The organism is Chryseobacterium taiwanense, from assembly GCF_000813825.1.
Lineage (GTDB): Bacteria > Bacteroidota > Bacteroidia > Flavobacteriales > Weeksellaceae > Chryseobacterium > Chryseobacterium taiwanense.
Genome location: NZ_JWTA01000019.1, coordinates 80384 through 97287, shown reverse-complemented (window position 1 = coordinate 97287; position 16904 = coordinate 80384). Strand labels below are relative to the sequence as shown.

Sequence of the window (16904 nt, the reverse complement as noted above, 5' to 3'; positions counted from 1 at the left end):
TCGTTATTCCAAATATGAGGATGGACGTTCTGAGGCTCCTTACGAACTGCTCATCAGAATTTCAAAATATTTCAATTTGAGTATTGATCTGCTTCTCACGGTGGATATTAGAAAATACCCACTGAAAGATGTATTAAAACTTCCGGATAACAGAATTGTATTACCAGTTGTAGTAGACCAATTGGGTAATAACAGCATTGAAATTGTTCCACAAAAAGCTTCTATGGGTTATTTATCAGGGTATAGTGACCCTGAATATATTGAAAGTCTGCAAAGAATTTCACTTCCTTTTTTAACCAATGGTAAATACAGAGCATTCCCGGCTCAAGGGGATTCTATGCCCCCATTTAAAGATGGTTCGTATATTATTGGAAAATATCTTGAAAACATTGATGATCTGAAACCAAATAAAAGTTATGTTTTTGTTACGTTAAATGATGGTATTTCTTATAAAAGGTTTACTTCCAGAAATAAGAAATCAATAACTGTAGCCGCTGATAACTCATTCTATAAACCTTATGAAATTCCATTGGGAGAAATCGTTGAAATATGGCAGTATGCTTCAGGAATTTTCCCAGAGGACTTTGAACCAGATCGTCTTGAAAACTATAATCTAAAAGAAATGTTCTTAGAAATCAGAAAAGATATTCAGGGACTTGATGAAAAAATTTCAAAAAACAATTAAAAAATCCACATCCTGTTATGATTATCTCTTATTATGATTTTCAAAATTTACCAGACCGTCAAACGCAATATGACTATGTTCTTTCTCACGGACATTTAATCAGTGAAAGAACCGTTTCTCAATCAAAATATGTTTTGTACGAAATTTCAAATTTTTCTGTAGAATTGATTTACAATATTTCTCTTGATAAAATACTAGGTATGAATATATTTGAGAACAAATCTATTTATTTGGACAAAAGATAAAAATCCTGTTTTCTAATATAAAAACAGGATTCTAAACACAAATGATGAAAAAAATGTCTCTAAGATGAGACAAGATAAAATTAATTATTTTTTGCATAATAGTTATACAAAAATTATTAATAATCATGATTCTATATTCTAACTCTGCTTTTTAGTATAACATAACTATCTCTCCGATATTAAAAAATCCTGTCTTATTATTTATAAGACAGGATCCCAAATTATGTAAGAGCCTCTTGATTGAGGTATTCTAAATTAGTAATTTTTCCAGATCATTAAAAAAATTAAAAAATTTTATAATTGTTTTCTTTTTTTCGGATACTACTCCTGAAAGACTAAGCCAAATTCTTCCTTTCAATACCTTCATTATGGTATCTTAATTATACCATCTATCTTCGATACTAAATAAACATTTAGCATCATGGAAAATATTACTAATACTCAAAATCCAGATCCTTCCTTAATCAATATTTTACTGGTTTTAAACCCCAAAACCAACAAGATTGAGGCGGTAAAAACTATTGACGAAAAAGGTGACTTAAAAACAGTCCCCAACACAGAAAAAAATCAGAATCAATTTTTAAAAATTGATAAACATGGAGATATGTTCTCTAATTTTTTCTCCAACTTCTTAAGCCAGCTCAAAAACCCGACCCTATTCAATTTCTTTAAATCTCCCCTTAAAGAGTCTGAAAATATTGGAAAACAAATCCAGCACCACCTTAAAAATCCCAGTACTGAAGGGGAAGAATTTCTAAATACCTACAAAATATTAAACCCAAACACCAATATTATGAGTACAAATCCATTATCAGAAAAAGAATATCAATATTCTGCAGATCAGATTGACTGGAATATGATGTCAAAATTTGGCTTAACCCAAGAAAAATTAGAAAAAGTAAATGCTTTAGACCCCATGTTAAGAGGGTTTAAAACCAATGGCCTTGTTCCTGTTACCATTAATCTCGGAACAGCACTAACACGCATGGATGCACGACTTTCACTGAACACCAACGATGCCGGCGAGGTAATGGTTAATATCCACGGAATCAGAAAAGAACCGAATTTTAACTTTAAGTTTCTGGGACATGAATTTACTACTGAAGACAAAAAGAATTTAATAGAAAACGGTAATATGGGGCGTGTGGTAGATCTTATCAATCCAAAGACTGATGAAATCACTCCTTCCCTTATCAGCAGAGATCGATTGACTAATGAGCTTGTTGCATACAAAGTAGAGAACATTAAAATTCCAGATGAAATTAAGGGTATCAAACTAGATGACGCACAAAAGCAAACGCTTATAGAAGGTAGAGCCTTATACCTTGAGGGAATGATTTCTTCCAAAGGCGAACCTTTCAATGCCTCCGTTCAGTTTAACGCTGATAAAAAATATGTTGAATTTCTGTTTGATCATCAACAGAGCCTTCAACAATCCCCATCATCGGAAATTCCAAAAACATTCAGAGGTAAGGAATTAAATGATGAACAATATAATCAATTTAAAGCCGGGCAAACCATCTATCTTGATGGACTATTGGATAAAAAGGATCAACCCTACCAAGGGTATATCACCCTTAATCAGGAAACCGGAAAAATCGATTTCTCATTTAGCAATCCCAACCAACTAAAGGAACAGGCAAAACCTACAGAAGAGCACAAAACACAAACAGCAGTTAATTCAGAAGGTAAAACCAATGAAGCCACTAAAAATGTAAAGGAATCATTACATAAAGGCCAGCAATCTCCTAAAGACCATATTCAGCAGGCAAAGCATGACAAACCTAAAGGACGCACAAAAGGACGCAGTATATAATAATACTGACCAATCAATATTAAATTAATATGAAAGTAGTATTAGCAGAAAAACCGAGTGTTGCCAGAGAAATTGCTATGGTTTTGGGAGCAACAGAAAGGAAAGATGGATATATAACGGGTAATGGCTATGCCGTTACCTGGGCTTTTGGTCATTTAATCGTCTTGGGAATGCCGGAAGATTATGGAATTTCAACTTTTAACAAACAAGCTTTACCGATTATACCTGCCCCTTTTAAATTAGTAATCAGAAAAGTAAAAAAAGGTAAACGATTGGAAACTGAAACAGGGGCATTCAAACAATTGAAAACAATCGAAAAATTGTTTGCTGCATGCGAGAGCATTATCGTAGCTACGGATGCCGGAAGAGAAGGTGAACTGATTTTTAGATACATCTATGAATATTTAAACTGTAAAAAACCATTTGAAAGATTATGGATCAGTTCTTTAACTGAAAAAGCTATTAAGCAAGGTTTTCAAAACTTAAAACCGGGATATCAATATGATGAATTGTTCCAATCTGCTCAATGTCGTAGCAGAGCTGATTGGTTATTAGGTATCAATACCACACAGGCATTAACTATAGCAGCAGATGATGGTGTGTATTCACTAGGAAGAGTTCAGACTCCGACATTGGCTTTAATCTGCCAGCGTTATCAGGAAAACAGAGACTTTACCAGTCAGCAATACTGGCAAATCGAACTGATGCATCAAAAAGATTTTATTGAATTCAAAAGTCTTGGACAACTAAGATTCACAGAAAAAAAACAAGCGGAAGACCTTGTAAAATCGTTTGAAAGAAACCGAACTACAGCAACGGTCAATTCAATTCATTCAGAAACTGTAACAGAATACGCTCCTCTTCTATTTGATTTGACAAGCTTGCAAAAGGAGGCCAACAAGAAACTGAACTTTAGCGCCGAGGAAACCCTGAATATAGCGCAAAGCCTCTATGAAAAAAAATTCATCACCTATCCACGGACAGGCAGTCAGTACATTCCGGAAGATGTATGGCCGGAAATCCCAGCCCTCCTTAGAATTTTACAGCAAAAAGAACTTTATAAAAAGGCGGCAAGCATAATTCCTTGGGGAAACTTCAATAAAAAAATCGTGAATAATGGTGAAGTTACTGATCATCACGGATTACTCCCTACTGAAAAAATTCCTTCAGTGCTTACTGCAAAAGAAAATGCCATATATGATCTAATTGCTTTCCGGTTGCTTGAGGTTGTTTCCCAGCCTTGTATTAAAGAAATCACAACGATCCGGTTACAGATGCTTCACTACGATTTTTTTGCAAAAGGAGCTAAGATATTACAAATGGGATGGCGAGCTATCCATGGTATTTTTTCAAATATCTCCGAAATGGTTCAGGAGTTTCCAGAATTAAGAGAAGGAGTAGAATTAAAAATTAAAACGATTAGTATTCTTGAAAAGAAAACCTCTGCCCCAAGTCTTTATACAGAAGGAAGCTTACTGTCTGTTATGGAAAACGCAGGAAAAAAAATTGAAAAAGAAGACGAACGAAACATCTTAAAAAATATAGGAATCGGCACTCCGTCAACGCGGGCATCCATTATCGAGACCTTAGTTCACAGAGAGTATATCAAAAGAGAAAAAAAATTACTTATTCCCACAACCATAGGCTTACAAGTATATGATCTGGTAAAAGATAAAAAAATAGCTAATGTTTCTTTGACTGCCGAATGGGAACTGGCTATGCAGGATATAGAGAGCAATACATTGAGTGCAGCAGAATTTCAAAAACACATTGAAAACTATACACAATCTGTCACGAAAGAATTACTGCAAATTCACATTGAAAAACCTCATCTGCCCGACCTTCTCTGTCCTCAATGCAAAATTCAGTATTTGATGATTCGAGAAAACATCGTACAATGTCCTGACCAACTTTGCAATTGGCTACAGCTACGAAATATTTGTGGCATTCACATTTCAGTAACAGACATCGAAAACCTAATCAATAAGGGGAAGACATCATTACTTAAGGGGATGAAAAGTAAATCTGGAAAAAGTTTTAATGCTTATATAATATGTAAGGACAAAGGTGAATGCTTATTTGAATTCGAAAGAAACGAGAAATAAGTTGAAATGATTTTCTATGCTATCGTATGATAAAACAAACATAATTTATAAAGCTCATAGATGCTGTAAATAGGAAAACACCATCATTTGTTTTAAATTTGTACCCGATTCTCATGTTTAATTTGAGTTTTCATGGTTATTAGTTTTTATCCCCGTACATCGGGGATTTTTAATTTATAATTTATTCCTTTGGTATTAAATGCTGCAACGCTGGATTAGCCTTAATACGTTTCATTTCATGATCAACAACCTGAACAATATCCTTCTTAATCCGCAGGTAGTTTTCTTCAACTTCCTGCTTCATAATGTCCTCTCCATTCTCATTAATAAAAGATAAAATTTCCGGTATCTTATGATAATTTTTTGTTTCTGCTAAAACGCTTTCATTATCAACGATAATTTCAGCATGAAACATTTTCTGTTCAATCCGTTCATCAAAATTATCAGATACCGCTCCTACAAAGATTCCTTGACTTAATGTTGATATTTTAGAAGCTGGTATTAGACTGTCCAGTTGAGTAGATATAGAAGTGGATTTATCATTTCTGTTAATGGTCATGCTTTGTCTCTTTTGTAAAACCTTTCCAAAACGTTCTGAAAGGCTTTTTGCGGTCTCGCCTACTACCTGTCCACTAAAAATATTACCCACGGTGTTCTGAATCACCTTACTTTCTTTATCACCATAATCTCTTGTCAGCTGAGAGAAATCCTGAAACCCCAAACATACCGCTACTTTATTACTTCTTGCCGTTGCAATCAGATTATCCAATCCTCTGAAATAAATGGTCGGAAGTTCATCAATAATCACAGAACTTTTCAGCTTTCCTTTTTTATTAATCAACTTTACGATACGGGAATTATATAATCCCAATGCAGCCGAATAAATATTTTGTCTGTCGGGATTATTTCCCACACATAAAATCTTAGGTTCTTTTGGATTATTAATATCCAATGAAAAGTCATCACCGGTCATCACCCAATACAGTTGTGGAGAAATCATTCTGGATAAAGGAATTTTAGCTGATGCAATTTGTCCCTGTAATTGATCCTGTGCTCCACCCTGCCAGGCATCCATAAAAGGAGAAAGGTAATTTTCAAGATCAGGATAAGAAGTTAAAATAGTAAAAACATCGGAATACTTTTTATTCAGCAGTTCAATGGCATGAGGAAAAGTACAGTATTTACCATCTTCATAAATTTTTAAAAACCAAATTATTGCGGCTAATAGAATAATTGGTGACTCTACAAAAAAGTCTCCTTGTTTCTGTATCCAACTGCGGTTTAGGTTCAGCATTATAGTGTATGCGGCTTCATAAGCATCAGATATATCTGTCATGAAATTAGGATCTAAGGGATTACAACGATGACTTTGCTTCGGATCATCAAAATTAATTACGTAAAACTTTGGTTTAACCTTATACTTATCGTAATGTTTTAATAAGTGATTATAAGCAATAGTCGAAAGATCATCAAACTTAAAATCATAGATGTACATGGAAAAGCCTTTCTCAATCTGCTGCTTAATAAAATTGTTAACAATGGCGTAGGATTTTCCCGATCCCGGTGTTCCTAAAACAATAGTGGCTCTGAAAGGATTAACAATATTGATCCATCCCTGATTCCATTTTCCGTTGTAATAAAACTTAGTGGGTAAATTAACGGAGTATTCATTTTCCATTAACTTCGTTTCCTGCATAAAGCTTTCATTCTCATTATTGAACACATCTTCCATTAAGTTATTGGTCAATAGTCTGTGCATCCATAATCCGCCCACCATGAGAAAAATGTATCCGCCAGAAATTGAAATGAAGTAAAGAACTGTCCCTAGAAACAAATTTAGCTTCAATAAAGGAAAATTGAAAAAATACAACAGAAAACCAATGATTAATACTTTAGTAATTTTTGCCCATGTAATTTTCTCATCTTTCACTCCTTTGGTTCCAAGACAGCTTAAAACCAATAATACTAAGGCAAAAACTTTGGTATAGATTGGGTAAGAAAACAATCCTGTAGTCTTTTGAAAATTAGTCAGTATTGTATTGACAATTTCCAATGTCCAACCTTGTTCTACAAAAGCGTGATAACAGTACCAGTATAGATGCATAAGTACAATTACAATGCTTACAGCTCTCATAAATCCCATGATTTTAGCAAGCCCCCTTAAGTCGTCTTCACCCTGCATATGATACAATTTTAAGTTCAGGAATGAATGTAGAAGTCATCAGTTCATGAAAATATCAAAGGCTGTTCTTGGCATCATTTGACTATTAATGACATCGTTTAAAACATAATTTAGACACTCTCTGATGACCTGCTCTTTATTGAAAATATTTACATTTGTCATTACAACAAATCAAGATGAATACGCTACAATCAAATTATAATAATCTACTTGACAGCATTGGTTCAACTATAGAAACGGCAAGGCAAAATGCTGTGCGAGCCATCAACAGTGAATTGGTGAAATCCAATTGGGAAATCGGCAGGCACATTGTGGAGTATGAACAACATGGTGAGGAACGAGCTGAATACGGAAGTAATTTATTAGCAGTACTTTCCAAAGATTTGAAACAGCGGTATGGCAAAGGATTTGGCAGGCGTAATATACTTGATATGCGCCGCTTTTATCTGGCTTATCCAAAATGGCAGGCAGTGCCTGCCAAATTAAGTTGGACCCACATCATCACATTGTTAGCTATTTCAGATGAAAATTCCAGAAAATTCTATGAAAAACAGGCAATAATTGAAAACTGGGGTTACAGAGAACTTGACCGTCAGATCAAGTCTTCGCTGTATGAACGCCTTGCCTTGAGTAAAGATAAAAAAGGAGTCCTGAAGCTTTCTGAACATGGGCATATTGTTACCGATGTAGAAGAGGCTGTAAAAGACCCTTATATTCTTGATTTTTTAAAGATTTCACAAGAAAATATGGTTACTGAAAAAGCATTGGAACAGAAAATTATTGATAATCTTCAATTGTTCCTTCTTGAATTAGGAAAAGGATTTACGTTTGTTGGCAGACAATACAAAATATCGTTAGGGAAAAGGCATTTTTATATTGATTTGGTATTTTATCACCGTATTCTAAAATGTTTTATTCTTATTGATTTAAAAATCAAGGAGGTCGAGCATCATGATATTGGTCAAATGAACCTTTACCTAAACTACTTCAAATCAGAAGAAAATGTAGTGGACGACAATGAACCTATAGGAATTATTCTTTCTGCAGAAAAAGATGAAGTCTTGGTAGAATATGCAACGGGTGGAATTTCTAATAAAATATTTGTTTCAAAATACCAGCTATACTTACCAGACAAAAAAGAATTGCAGCGAAAAGTACAGGCTCTAATAGCAAAAGAAGGATAGATTTATTTACCATTTTACCGTTTTCTTCTCTTTTTCCGCTTCATCATTTGTTGTGCAAAAATTTCGTTCTCGTGATCCTCTCCTTGTACCAATGGTAAAAGTCCAGGGAATGAATTTTCATTGCTATAGATGTCATTATTATTTTCACCACTCAAGAACCCAAATAAAGAATGGATTTCAGTAGAAAAGGACTTCTCTTTCAGAGCAGCTTGACATTCCTGCAGTTTTAAATCGGAAGTTTTTCTATGGTTTTGTTGATTCTTCCAAAGATCATTAAATACGTTGGCTGAATACTGTTTTCCGAGACTTGATCCATTCCAGACGGTTCTGAAATTATGGTCTATAAATGTAATGCCATATATTCTTCCCGTTTCATTTCTTCGTATCACAGTATTAATACCTTTGGATTTCATTTTCTCAATAAAAGCCCTTTCATTATTACTCGATTTCAAAGCATAATCAATAATAGCACTTATTTCAGATTTATTAGAGGAGTTTAGCACAAGTTCTTTACTTTTCAAAAAATGTGATTCCAAGGCGTTCAGTCCAGCCATTTTACCGATGATTGAAGCCTTAAAGGGATGCCCAATCTTTTGCTTATTTTTATCTAATGCAAAATAGACTAAACCTCGCTGTAGTTTTCCATGCAATTCACCCTCAATTTTTTCAGCATTAATATTAAAAAGTGAAAGCAAAGCGTTGTACTCTCCAAGCGTTTTAAATGAATAATAATCAGCGACATTTCGAATTACAGAAGCTATTTGATTTTTACTATTTCCTGCCCGGTAATCAACAGGACTAAAAATCAGCTTATTTTCAGATTCTTTTCGCTGTGTTGCTGATAGTAAATTATAACTTTTTTCCAGCTTTCTACATATCTCCATTGATCTTTTTTTCTCAAATTTATCTGAGATTTTTTTACCATATTCATCCACACCTACTGAAACTATGTGAATGTGGGTTCGGTCAATATCGGTATGTTTAAATACGATATAGGGTTGTTTTCCATAGCCCATTTCATTCATGTAATCTTCTGCCATCTTTACAAAATCAGTATCGCTTACTCTATCATTCGGATCTGGATTAAGTGATATGTGCAGTGTGTGTTTTTCTGTGTTTTTATTGGCCGCTAAATAAGGTTCAAAAGATTCAATCAGCTTTGGAATTGTATATTTATTGTCTGGAGTTTCAATCATATTATTGGTAAATAATATTTTTGCATTTCCCTGATCAACTTTAAGATGATTGTAAGCCAATGCACCATATAACTTGCTGCTTCGTCCAATTTTAGCGATCATTTTCTTTCAATTTTCTATGATGAATTGAGTTAAATTCATTTGCCAATTCAATGATTTTTCGACATAAAATAGTAAGTTCAACAGTTTGTTTTTCCAATCGATATAAAAATGCAGCGGCTTTTTTTTCGGTAAAATGAGTATATAATAATTTGACAACCTGATTATAATTAACGCCTACTGCTCTGAATTGAGAATAAAAGGATGTAAGTCTCATATAAAAATCAACAGATCCTTTGTCAATCTTTACCGTTTTAATCTCTTTGGAAAATAGTACAGAAGTAATAAATCGAGCTTTATTATCCATTCCCGAAGCTTCAAAAAGAGACAAAAATTTGTTATTTTCATCATCATTCAAACGAAAAACATAACGATGAATAGAGGGATCAAGCTTAGGTTTTCTTCCTCCTTTATTTCTATTGTTTTTTTCCTGACTATCCATTAGATTTCTATTTAACAGTTATAAACCTTGACTTTGGAGAGTGTTTTAAAGCTCCCGGCAGGGCAAGTTGTTTTGAGGCACAAAAAACAGTTATGAGGCACTCAAAACACAACTTGCCGTGTTCAGGTGAACACTATTAACATAGCAGATAAAACTGCTTAAGCAGTTTACATTACATTTTAGATTACCTGGCAAAAACCAGTGGGCTCTCCTATTTATCTATACTGCAATTTAGATCCTATTTGCTCCACTTCATAACTTCCATAGTTTCCAAATAGCGCCATAAACTACCGGATAATGCATACAGTAACCCATTGATCTCAAAAGGTATTTTATTTACGGTATTATTTAAAACAAGCGGTAAAAAAAGCAAGAAATAAAAATGTAAAGTTTTAAAAATGTAAAAGCATTTTTAAATATTTAAAAACAACAGTACCACTTACAAAACCTGAGTTCATACAGACAATTAACAATATTTCAAAGTATACAAATAAGTTTATAACAGGTAAAAAAACAGACCTACTAAGAAATAATAAACGTATAGAAACAAGCAATAAAGAAAATAACAATAAAATTTCACAAAATGGAAACAATAAAGAAAACATTGAAAATAAGTTTTTCTACACAAAAGGGAGGTGTTGGAAAATCAACTATCACAACCCTCCTGGCGAGTATGCTTCACTACCGTTTAGGGTATAATATACTGGTTATAGATTGTGATTTTCCACAATATAGTTTAAGTAATATGAGAGAGCGTGATAAAAAGACAATCATGGTGAATGATTATTACAAAAAGGTAGCAATGAAGCAGTTTCAACACCTTAACAAAAAAGCATATCCTATTATTAGAACAAAAGCAGATACAGCACTAGAATCCGCATCAGATTATTTACAACAAACGACTATTGTTCCTGATGTTATTTTTTTTGATCTTCCTGGAACTGCTAACACAAAGGGTGTCCTCAGTACATTAAAAGCTATGGACTTTATCTTTGCTCCTTTAACTGCTGACCGTCTGGTTGTAGAAAGCACTTTAGGCTTTACTAAAGCCTTTTTAGGATTACCACAAACAGAAAATGACAGTAGGCAGCAATCCATCTGGTTGTTCTGGAATCAGACTGATGGACGTGAAAAAACAGGATTATATGATATTTATGAAAAGGTAATTATAGAACTCCAGCTTAACATCATGAATACTAGGATTATGGACAGCAAAAAATTCCGTAAAGAATCTGATGATATGAATAACAGTATTTTCAGATCCAGCTTGTTACCGGCAGAATCACATCTTTTAAAAGCTACAAAAATGAATTTGTTTATTGAAGAGTTTTTACAAATCATACAATTATAAAAGGAGAATGATGGCTACAAATAAAGAAAGTACAGAGCATGAAAACCCTCATGTAGACGAAGATTATTTAATGCAGGTCATCAGTGGTGAAGAACCTGCAACGTTACAACCAACACATCAAAAAAAAGAACCACCTATTCAAAAATCTAAGGAAAAATCAAAAATTAATTCAACCAAAAAAGGAACCTATGAAGATACATTCTTGATCAATCGATTTCCTTCAGGTCGTAATGGCAAAGTGGTCTACATAAGACCTGAATACCATGAAAGACTGTTGAGAATTGTTCAGATTACAAGAGAAGACCGAACGACGCTTTACTCTTATATTGATAATATTCTGGAACAACATTTCTTGGATTATGGAAATGACATCACCGATTATTTTAACCAACATTTTAAACCAATACTGTAAATCATGGAAATTATCATTTTTATATGCTTAGTCATCATAATCCTGTTACTTCTACATGATAAAATTATTATTAAGCCAGCCTCGACCCCTTCAAAAGAGAATAAGAGAGCCCCATACAACACTCATAACATCATGGGAGAAACTAAAACAATTCCAAGTCACGAGCTGCCAACCTCTCTTATCGAAAAACAAAAAAAAGAATTGGAGATTGATCCATCTACTTTAGACATAGAATATGATGTCAACGAAAACAGCTATGTTCAAAATCTAAAGGAAGAACCAGAAAAAAATCTTAATAGCGAATCTGATTTTATTGAAGAGGAAGAAGAATGGAAAAAATATAGAATTATCGATAAGGACAATGGTTTTGCGCAAGGGGTTACCTTCGAAGAATTGAGTACTACAAAAATAATCTTACAACAGGAAGTTTGTGATACATCTGAAAAGGAAACAGCAGTAGCTATAGTTCAGAAAATATATGGGACCGATTTATACACCTTAATAGAGAACTCTATAGAAAATGCTTCCCATAAAATAGCCGAACTTTTAGAGAAAAGTTTTGATGATGAATATGAAAACAGTACTCCTTTTTTGCGGAATGATAATATTAGGGAATTTGACATTGAAAAGTTCATTTGATAACAAATAGTAAAAAGCAAAAAATTAACGCTCTATAACTCTAATTATGATATTTTAAGAACAGTTAGGCATTCTTATTGTTTCTAAGAGAAACAATTCTCATGTTTAATTGAGTTTTCATGGTTATTAGTTTTACCTAGCTTCGGCTAGGTTTTTTTATGATGTTTATTTAGTATTAGTTATTTGTTCTTCTTTCCTCTTTAAAGAATGAATTTTGCTGTAGAACATTTTCGTCATTAAAATGAAGAACGTCATAAATATTTAACCTCCCGCTCCAACTTCTAAAATTCCCCCCTATTGTTAACTTCTCTCCCATAGATGTCCAAACGATGTCTAAATCATTTTTTTCTAAGGCTTCAAGCAAATCTTTCTTTCTAACTAAAAGCGATGAAATGGTGGATGTTGTAGTATTTGGATCAAAACAAATTACCTCATCACTATCATTCACATAAACTCCCTCCTTAGATGAATATTTAAGTTTAAGAATATCGAACAAAAAAGAAGTTGGTCGATGAAATGAAAGTGGTTGCGTTTTAGATGCATCAAATTCCTCTTCCCAATTATAGAAGATAGTTGTTTTTGCTAAAGAACCAATTTTATCATAAGGTGCTTCCCTATCATTTAATTCTGTCCAAGTCTCACCATGATAGTAAGGTATAGAGAATGTCTGCTCTGCGATAGACCAATAATATTCTCTACTGAAAATCTCGTATCGACTCGATACTTCAGGAATACCACTTCCTGCTAATTCTCTATTTTGCAAATAATCCAATAACTGTTGTTTTTCAGATTTTTCTATAATATAACTGCTTAGCATAAAAAATAATCTTTTTCTTTCACTGTCATATTCTTCTTCTCCTCGTTCAGAAGGTTCAGTCCAATCTGGATAAGATTCTAAAACAAACCATTCAACATCATTTTCATCAGTAACTTGTACAATATCTTTTAAACTTGGAAGATCTGTTCTATCAAAAATCCATTCATCCAAAGTTTGATTATCAGTATAACTATAATTAACCGGATTCCACCAAAAAACCTTTTGTTTATCATCCGGATTATCTTTCATTATTATTGTTGGATCTATATCGCGAACATAAGGACTCCATGGCCCTTCATAGTTAATAGGTTCAGCATCTGTCGAATAATAATTTTCATAAAGATCATAATGATCTGAAACGATAGCCAAAATTTCATAAAATGCAATCCATTGATATTTCTTTCCAATACGTTCTGTACGGTGATCATGTCTCCCTGAAGAATCAATATCATTATCAAAATATCCGTGCTTGTTAACATCATACCCATATTTTTCAAAAATCCATTGTACAGCCAAATTGCTCCAATCATTTTCATCAACTCTCCATCTACTTAAGCCGCTTTGGAAAACATATCTTCCAAAGTCACCGTATCCTCCTGTTGATCTGCCATACTCTGTTATCATTGATTTAAGAATTTGATTTTGGCTTCGATGATGCTGTTTATATCCCGTGTCATCATATTCAAATTTATATTGATCAATCTCTTCATTTGTTGGAAAAATTTCTGGTAAGACACTCTTATACGGAGGTCTTACTTTTGCAATATCAAAATCAAAATCATTTCCATTATATAACGCAAATTCTATAACTCCTCTTGCATAATCTCGCAAAAGAATGTCAGGGATTATATTTTCTTTAGAAAAAATATTTTCATAAACACGTTCCCCTAAATCTTTAAGCTGTTCTTTTTGAATTGTTCTTAAGGCACAACCATATGCTACAGCATATATTCTCTGTAAAATATAAGGATCATTAACATCACCAAATTTATTGATTACATTTATTAAAACAGGGATTCTATTTTCCAACAAACATACTAATGCTTTTGTTGCAGAATCCCTCAGAACTCTGTTTGAGCTTCCTAATAACCAAATTATTGTTTGACTTAACAGTAGAATAGATTCATCAGAAACAAAGTCCTTCGGATACTCGTTCCACGACCAATTAATTAGCCTCTTTATCTGCGGTTGTTTCATGTAATAATCTTCAAAATGCTCATTAGTGAAACGTATCCACCAAGAATCTCTATCCGCCATACTCAGCTTTGAGAGCTTATGATGAAGAAAGTCACTGTTAAAATGATTTTTAGGATTTGCACAAACTTGTAATATCGTAGAAAAAAATTGATTATAATGAATAACCCCGTTTTTAACAGTTTCATTAATGTAATCCTCCGTCGTTTTACTTATTGTATCAGCTCTTCTCCATATTATACTTTGTAATAAAGAATCAGCTACTGAACTAAATTTTTTAACTTGCCTAGGAACTAAATCATATAATTCTCGTCCGATAACTTCAGGTAGCTGTATAGATAACGCTTCAATAATCCCTTTTCTATCGTCTGCAGAATATTCATCTTTTACGAGTTCAAATAGTTTTTTTGGAGCAAACTTAATTCCTAACTTTTCTCCTATTTTTTTTAAGCCTTTAACTGAATTAGAATCTTCGATAAAGGACGATTGGGGATTTTTTCTATTTAAATACTTTTCAATATAGTACTTTGCTATCAAATGATCGCTGAATCTTTCATAAGAAATATAGACACAATCAAAATGTTCTGAATTTTGATAGAAAACGTTTTCTGTTAAAACTCCTTCAGAAATAATATCCTGAAAAAATTGCGATTTATCCTGAACAGCATTGCACTCTTTTGCCTGTGTAACAAAATTAAAAGCATGGTCAAGACGCAAGAAAGAATTATTGGTTTCCATAATTTCTTCTGCAATTTTTTGAACCACTTTTTGAACCACATTTAATTTTACAGGTATATTATGTTTATCCGATATTTTCTCATTTACTGCATCTAAAAAAAAGGCCAAAATTTCACTGATTCCTTCATACCCATCAGGAATTTCCTGCAATCCTTTTTTCCGTAATCCTTCACAAAACAGTCTTAGAAATAACGGGTTAGAAAATTCAGGATGAAGAAGGGGTATGCTTGGTTCTTTGATATTATAATTCCTAAAATATATTTTTGTTGCATCATACTCGTGATTAGCAAAACCGTAATGCTCTAAACGTAAAGCAATATTTTCCTGATATATCGTTTTAGAAACAAGTAATCTTTCATATGATTTCCGAACACTGAGAACAACACCCAGATTTGGAAACCTTGAAAAACTATCTAAAAAATTTAATAGATTATTTTTCCAGACAGTCTTACCAAATCCTTCATTAATTGCGTCAATAAATACAATAAGCCTTGAATCAGTACTTTCAGCTTTTGCATTTAAAGCACCTAAAAATTCGTTTATGCTACCAGATAAATCCAGCAGCTTCTTAATCTGAGACCAGGGATCTTCCTCAGTTGAAAAAAGTTGTCCAAGTAACAAAATAGAATATTGCTCCCTTTTTTCTCTATTCTTAGCAATGTCTGCAAGAAGATGAGATTTCCCTACTCCTGCCTCTCCTGATAAAATTAATTTAGGTGTATTTGATAAAAAAACAGTAGGACTATTTAAAAAACTGTAAAATTCATCAATAGCTGAAAGTAAATTGTTACAATCTCTAATTTCACTATGATAGGTGTTCGTATGTGAAGTGTATTGATTCTTTACTTTCCTTTTTTCTTTGGCATTGTAATCAGATTCATAAAAGTTCCTAATTAAATCTTTTACAAATTCTTCACATATACTAAGACTTTCTGTTATTTCATCATGATTAATACAAGTAATTTCGTCAAAATCAATAGCATCAACTTGACGTATTATATTCAATCCAGTGGATTGAATTTTTTCAGACAACTCTAATGCAGTCACATCAACTTTCAACGAAGAAATTTTGTTTAATTTTTTTATAAAATCATGGTAGTAAACATCAAACTGTTCTTTGAAAAAGGTATCTCTTGCAAGCCCATCAAATATTTTTGCAATAGGTAAATCAACATTATTGTCAGGTGTGTACCTCTTTTCAAGATTTAATATACTGTGATTGAGCTTTTCCTTAAACCATGAGTCTGAAAATTCATCTTTTTGAAACCAAAATTTTATTTTACCCTCATTCACCGGTTTCGCTAAACTGTCAAAAATTTCAGAATTGCCCCAATAGATAAATTCGACAGATTTACCCAAAGAGTTTGCGTGATCTGTCCATTCTTGTACATAATCATTCCATCGATCCATGAACCACTTTTGTTCTTCTAATCTTGGATCTTGCCTATCTAAAGGTATACAAATATAATATCTTGTAAGGTTAGGGTGCTTTTCTATAGCCTTTTTAAATGATTTTGTCAATTGTTTCCACTGACTATCAGCCATCGATGAAAAATACTTTGCCTGCCAACCATATTCATCCCCATTATCTAAAATACAATATGATTCTACACCTCCATCTGGAGCTGCAACTCTAATGAATTTTTTTCGATTTTGAATTTCTTCTGTTCGTGCTAATTGGCAAACCAATTCTTCGAAACCATTTTTTATATCCCCATTAAAAGGTCTTAAGTTAAGCCATTCAGTATTCATCAGTGATATTTTAATTTAACTCTCTTAATAGAGATTTTTATGTAAAA

General features: G+C 33.0%; 12 protein-coding genes. 8 read left to right on the top strand and 4 right to left on the bottom strand.

Annotation, left to right across the window (positions count from 1 at the left end; translation table 11 throughout):
* The 4 genes from RM51_RS17710 to RM51_RS17695 all read left to right on the top strand — a co-directional run.
* Positions 1-685: XRE family transcriptional regulator (locus RM51_RS17710; protein ID WP_039372720.1), on the top strand; the 685-nt coding region annotated here is incomplete at its 5' end.
* Positions 686-702: 17 nt separating this feature from the next.
* Positions 703-930, top strand: a complete 228-nt coding sequence (locus RM51_RS17705; protein ID WP_039372718.1) for a hypothetical protein — start codon at positions 703-705, stop codon at positions 928-930.
* 421 nt (positions 931-1351) lie between these two features.
* Positions 1352-2746 (top strand): DUF3945 domain-containing protein, encoded by a 1395-nt coding sequence (locus RM51_RS17700; RefSeq protein ID WP_052248554.1) that lies wholly within the window; start codon positions 1352-1354, stop codon positions 2744-2746.
* Between the two features lie 29 nt (positions 2747-2775).
* Positions 2776-4851 (top strand): type IA DNA topoisomerase, encoded by a 2076-nt coding sequence (locus RM51_RS17695; protein ID WP_039372716.1) that lies wholly within the window; start codon positions 2776-2778, stop codon positions 4849-4851.
* 181 nt (positions 4852-5032) lie between these two features.
* Here RM51_RS17695 and mobC read toward each other — a convergent pair whose 3' ends face one another.
* Complete coding sequence (gene mobC, locus RM51_RS17690) at positions 5033-7033, bottom strand: conjugal transfer protein MobC (RefSeq protein WP_039372713.1); 2001 nt, start codon at positions 7031-7033, stop codon at positions 5033-5035.
* Positions 7034-7209: 176 nt separating this feature from the next.
* Here mobC and RM51_RS17685 point away from each other — a divergent pair, with 176 nt between their 5' ends.
* Positions 7210-8217: a PDDEXK nuclease domain-containing protein gene (locus RM51_RS17685; protein ID WP_039372710.1), complete on the top strand. Its 1008-nt coding sequence runs from the start codon at positions 7210-7212 to the stop codon at positions 8215-8217.
* 14 nt (positions 8218-8231) lie between these two features.
* Here RM51_RS17685 and mobB read toward each other — a convergent pair whose 3' ends face one another.
* Positions 8232-9515, bottom strand: coding sequence for a conjugal transfer protein MobB (gene mobB / locus RM51_RS17680; protein WP_039372708.1), 1284 nt, complete (start codon positions 9513-9515; stop codon positions 8232-8234).
* Complete coding sequence (gene mobA / locus RM51_RS17675) at positions 9505-9954, bottom strand: conjugal transfer protein MobA (protein ID WP_039372705.1); 450 nt, start codon at positions 9952-9954, stop codon at positions 9505-9507. Before mobA ends, mobB begins: the two co-directional genes overlap by 11 nt.
* A gap of 583 nt (positions 9955-10537) precedes the next feature.
* Here mobA and RM51_RS17670 point away from each other — a divergent pair.
* The 3 genes from RM51_RS17670 to RM51_RS17660 all read left to right on the top strand — a co-directional run bounded on the left by RM51_RS17670 (position 10538) and on the right by RM51_RS17660 (position 12356).
* Positions 10538-11305: a ParA family protein gene (locus RM51_RS17670; RefSeq protein WP_039372703.1), complete on the top strand. Its 768-nt coding sequence runs from the start codon at positions 10538-10540 to the stop codon at positions 11303-11305.
* Positions 11306-11315: 10 nt separating this feature from the next.
* Positions 11316-11717, top strand: a complete 402-nt coding sequence (locus tag RM51_RS17665; protein ID WP_039372736.1) for a DUF3408 domain-containing protein — start codon at positions 11316-11318, stop codon at positions 11715-11717.
* Positions 11718-11849: 132 nt separating this feature from the next.
* Positions 11850-12356 (top strand): conjugal transfer protein TraD, encoded by a 507-nt coding sequence (locus RM51_RS17660; protein ID WP_228375830.1) that lies wholly within the window; start codon positions 11850-11852, stop codon positions 12354-12356.
* Between the two features lie 175 nt (positions 12357-12531).
* On the opposite strand, the gene RM51_RS17655 is transcribed toward RM51_RS17660, so the two are convergent.
* On the bottom strand, positions 12532-16857 hold the full coding sequence (locus tag RM51_RS17655; RefSeq protein ID WP_039372698.1) for an NACHT domain-containing protein: 4326 nt from the start codon (positions 16855-16857) through the stop codon (positions 12532-12534).
* Between the last annotated feature and the right edge of the window lie 47 nt (positions 16858-16904).

What these genes read in the sequence shown, in the direction of transcription:
- mobC (WP_039372713.1), bottom strand. Translation starts at nt 7,033, where the DNA reads ATGCAGGGTGAAGACGACTTAAGGGGGCTTGCTAAAATCATGGGATTT.
- RM51_RS17685 (WP_039372710.1), top strand. Translation starts at nt 7,210, where the DNA reads ATGAATACGCTACAATCAAATTATAATAATCTACTTGACAGCATTGGT.
- mobA (WP_039372705.1), bottom strand. Translation starts at nt 9,954, where the DNA reads ATGGATAGTCAGGAAAAAAACAATAGAAATAAAGGAGGAAGAAAACCT.
- RM51_RS17665 (WP_039372736.1), top strand. Translation starts at nt 11,316, where the DNA reads ATGGCTACAAATAAAGAAAGTACAGAGCATGAAAACCCTCATGTAGAC.
- RM51_RS17700 (WP_052248554.1), top strand. Translation starts at nt 1,352, where the DNA reads ATGGAAAATATTACTAATACTCAAAATCCAGATCCTTCCTTAATCAAT.
- mobB (WP_039372708.1), bottom strand. Translation starts at nt 9,515, where the DNA reads ATGATCGCTAAAATTGGACGAAGCAGCAAGTTATATGGTGCATTGGCT.
- RM51_RS17660 (WP_228375830.1), top strand. Translation starts at nt 11,850, where the DNA reads ATGGGAGAAACTAAAACAATTCCAAGTCACGAGCTGCCAACCTCTCTT.
- RM51_RS17670 (WP_039372703.1), top strand. Translation starts at nt 10,538, where the DNA reads ATGGAAACAATAAAGAAAACATTGAAAATAAGTTTTTCTACACAAAAG.
- RM51_RS17695 (WP_039372716.1), top strand. Translation starts at nt 2,776, where the DNA reads ATGAAAGTAGTATTAGCAGAAAAACCGAGTGTTGCCAGAGAAATTGCT.
- RM51_RS17705 (WP_039372718.1), top strand. Translation starts at nt 703, where the DNA reads ATGATTATCTCTTATTATGATTTTCAAAATTTACCAGACCGTCAAACG.
- RM51_RS17655 (WP_039372698.1), bottom strand. Translation starts at nt 16,857, where the DNA reads ATGAATACTGAATGGCTTAACTTAAGACCTTTTAATGGGGATATAAAA.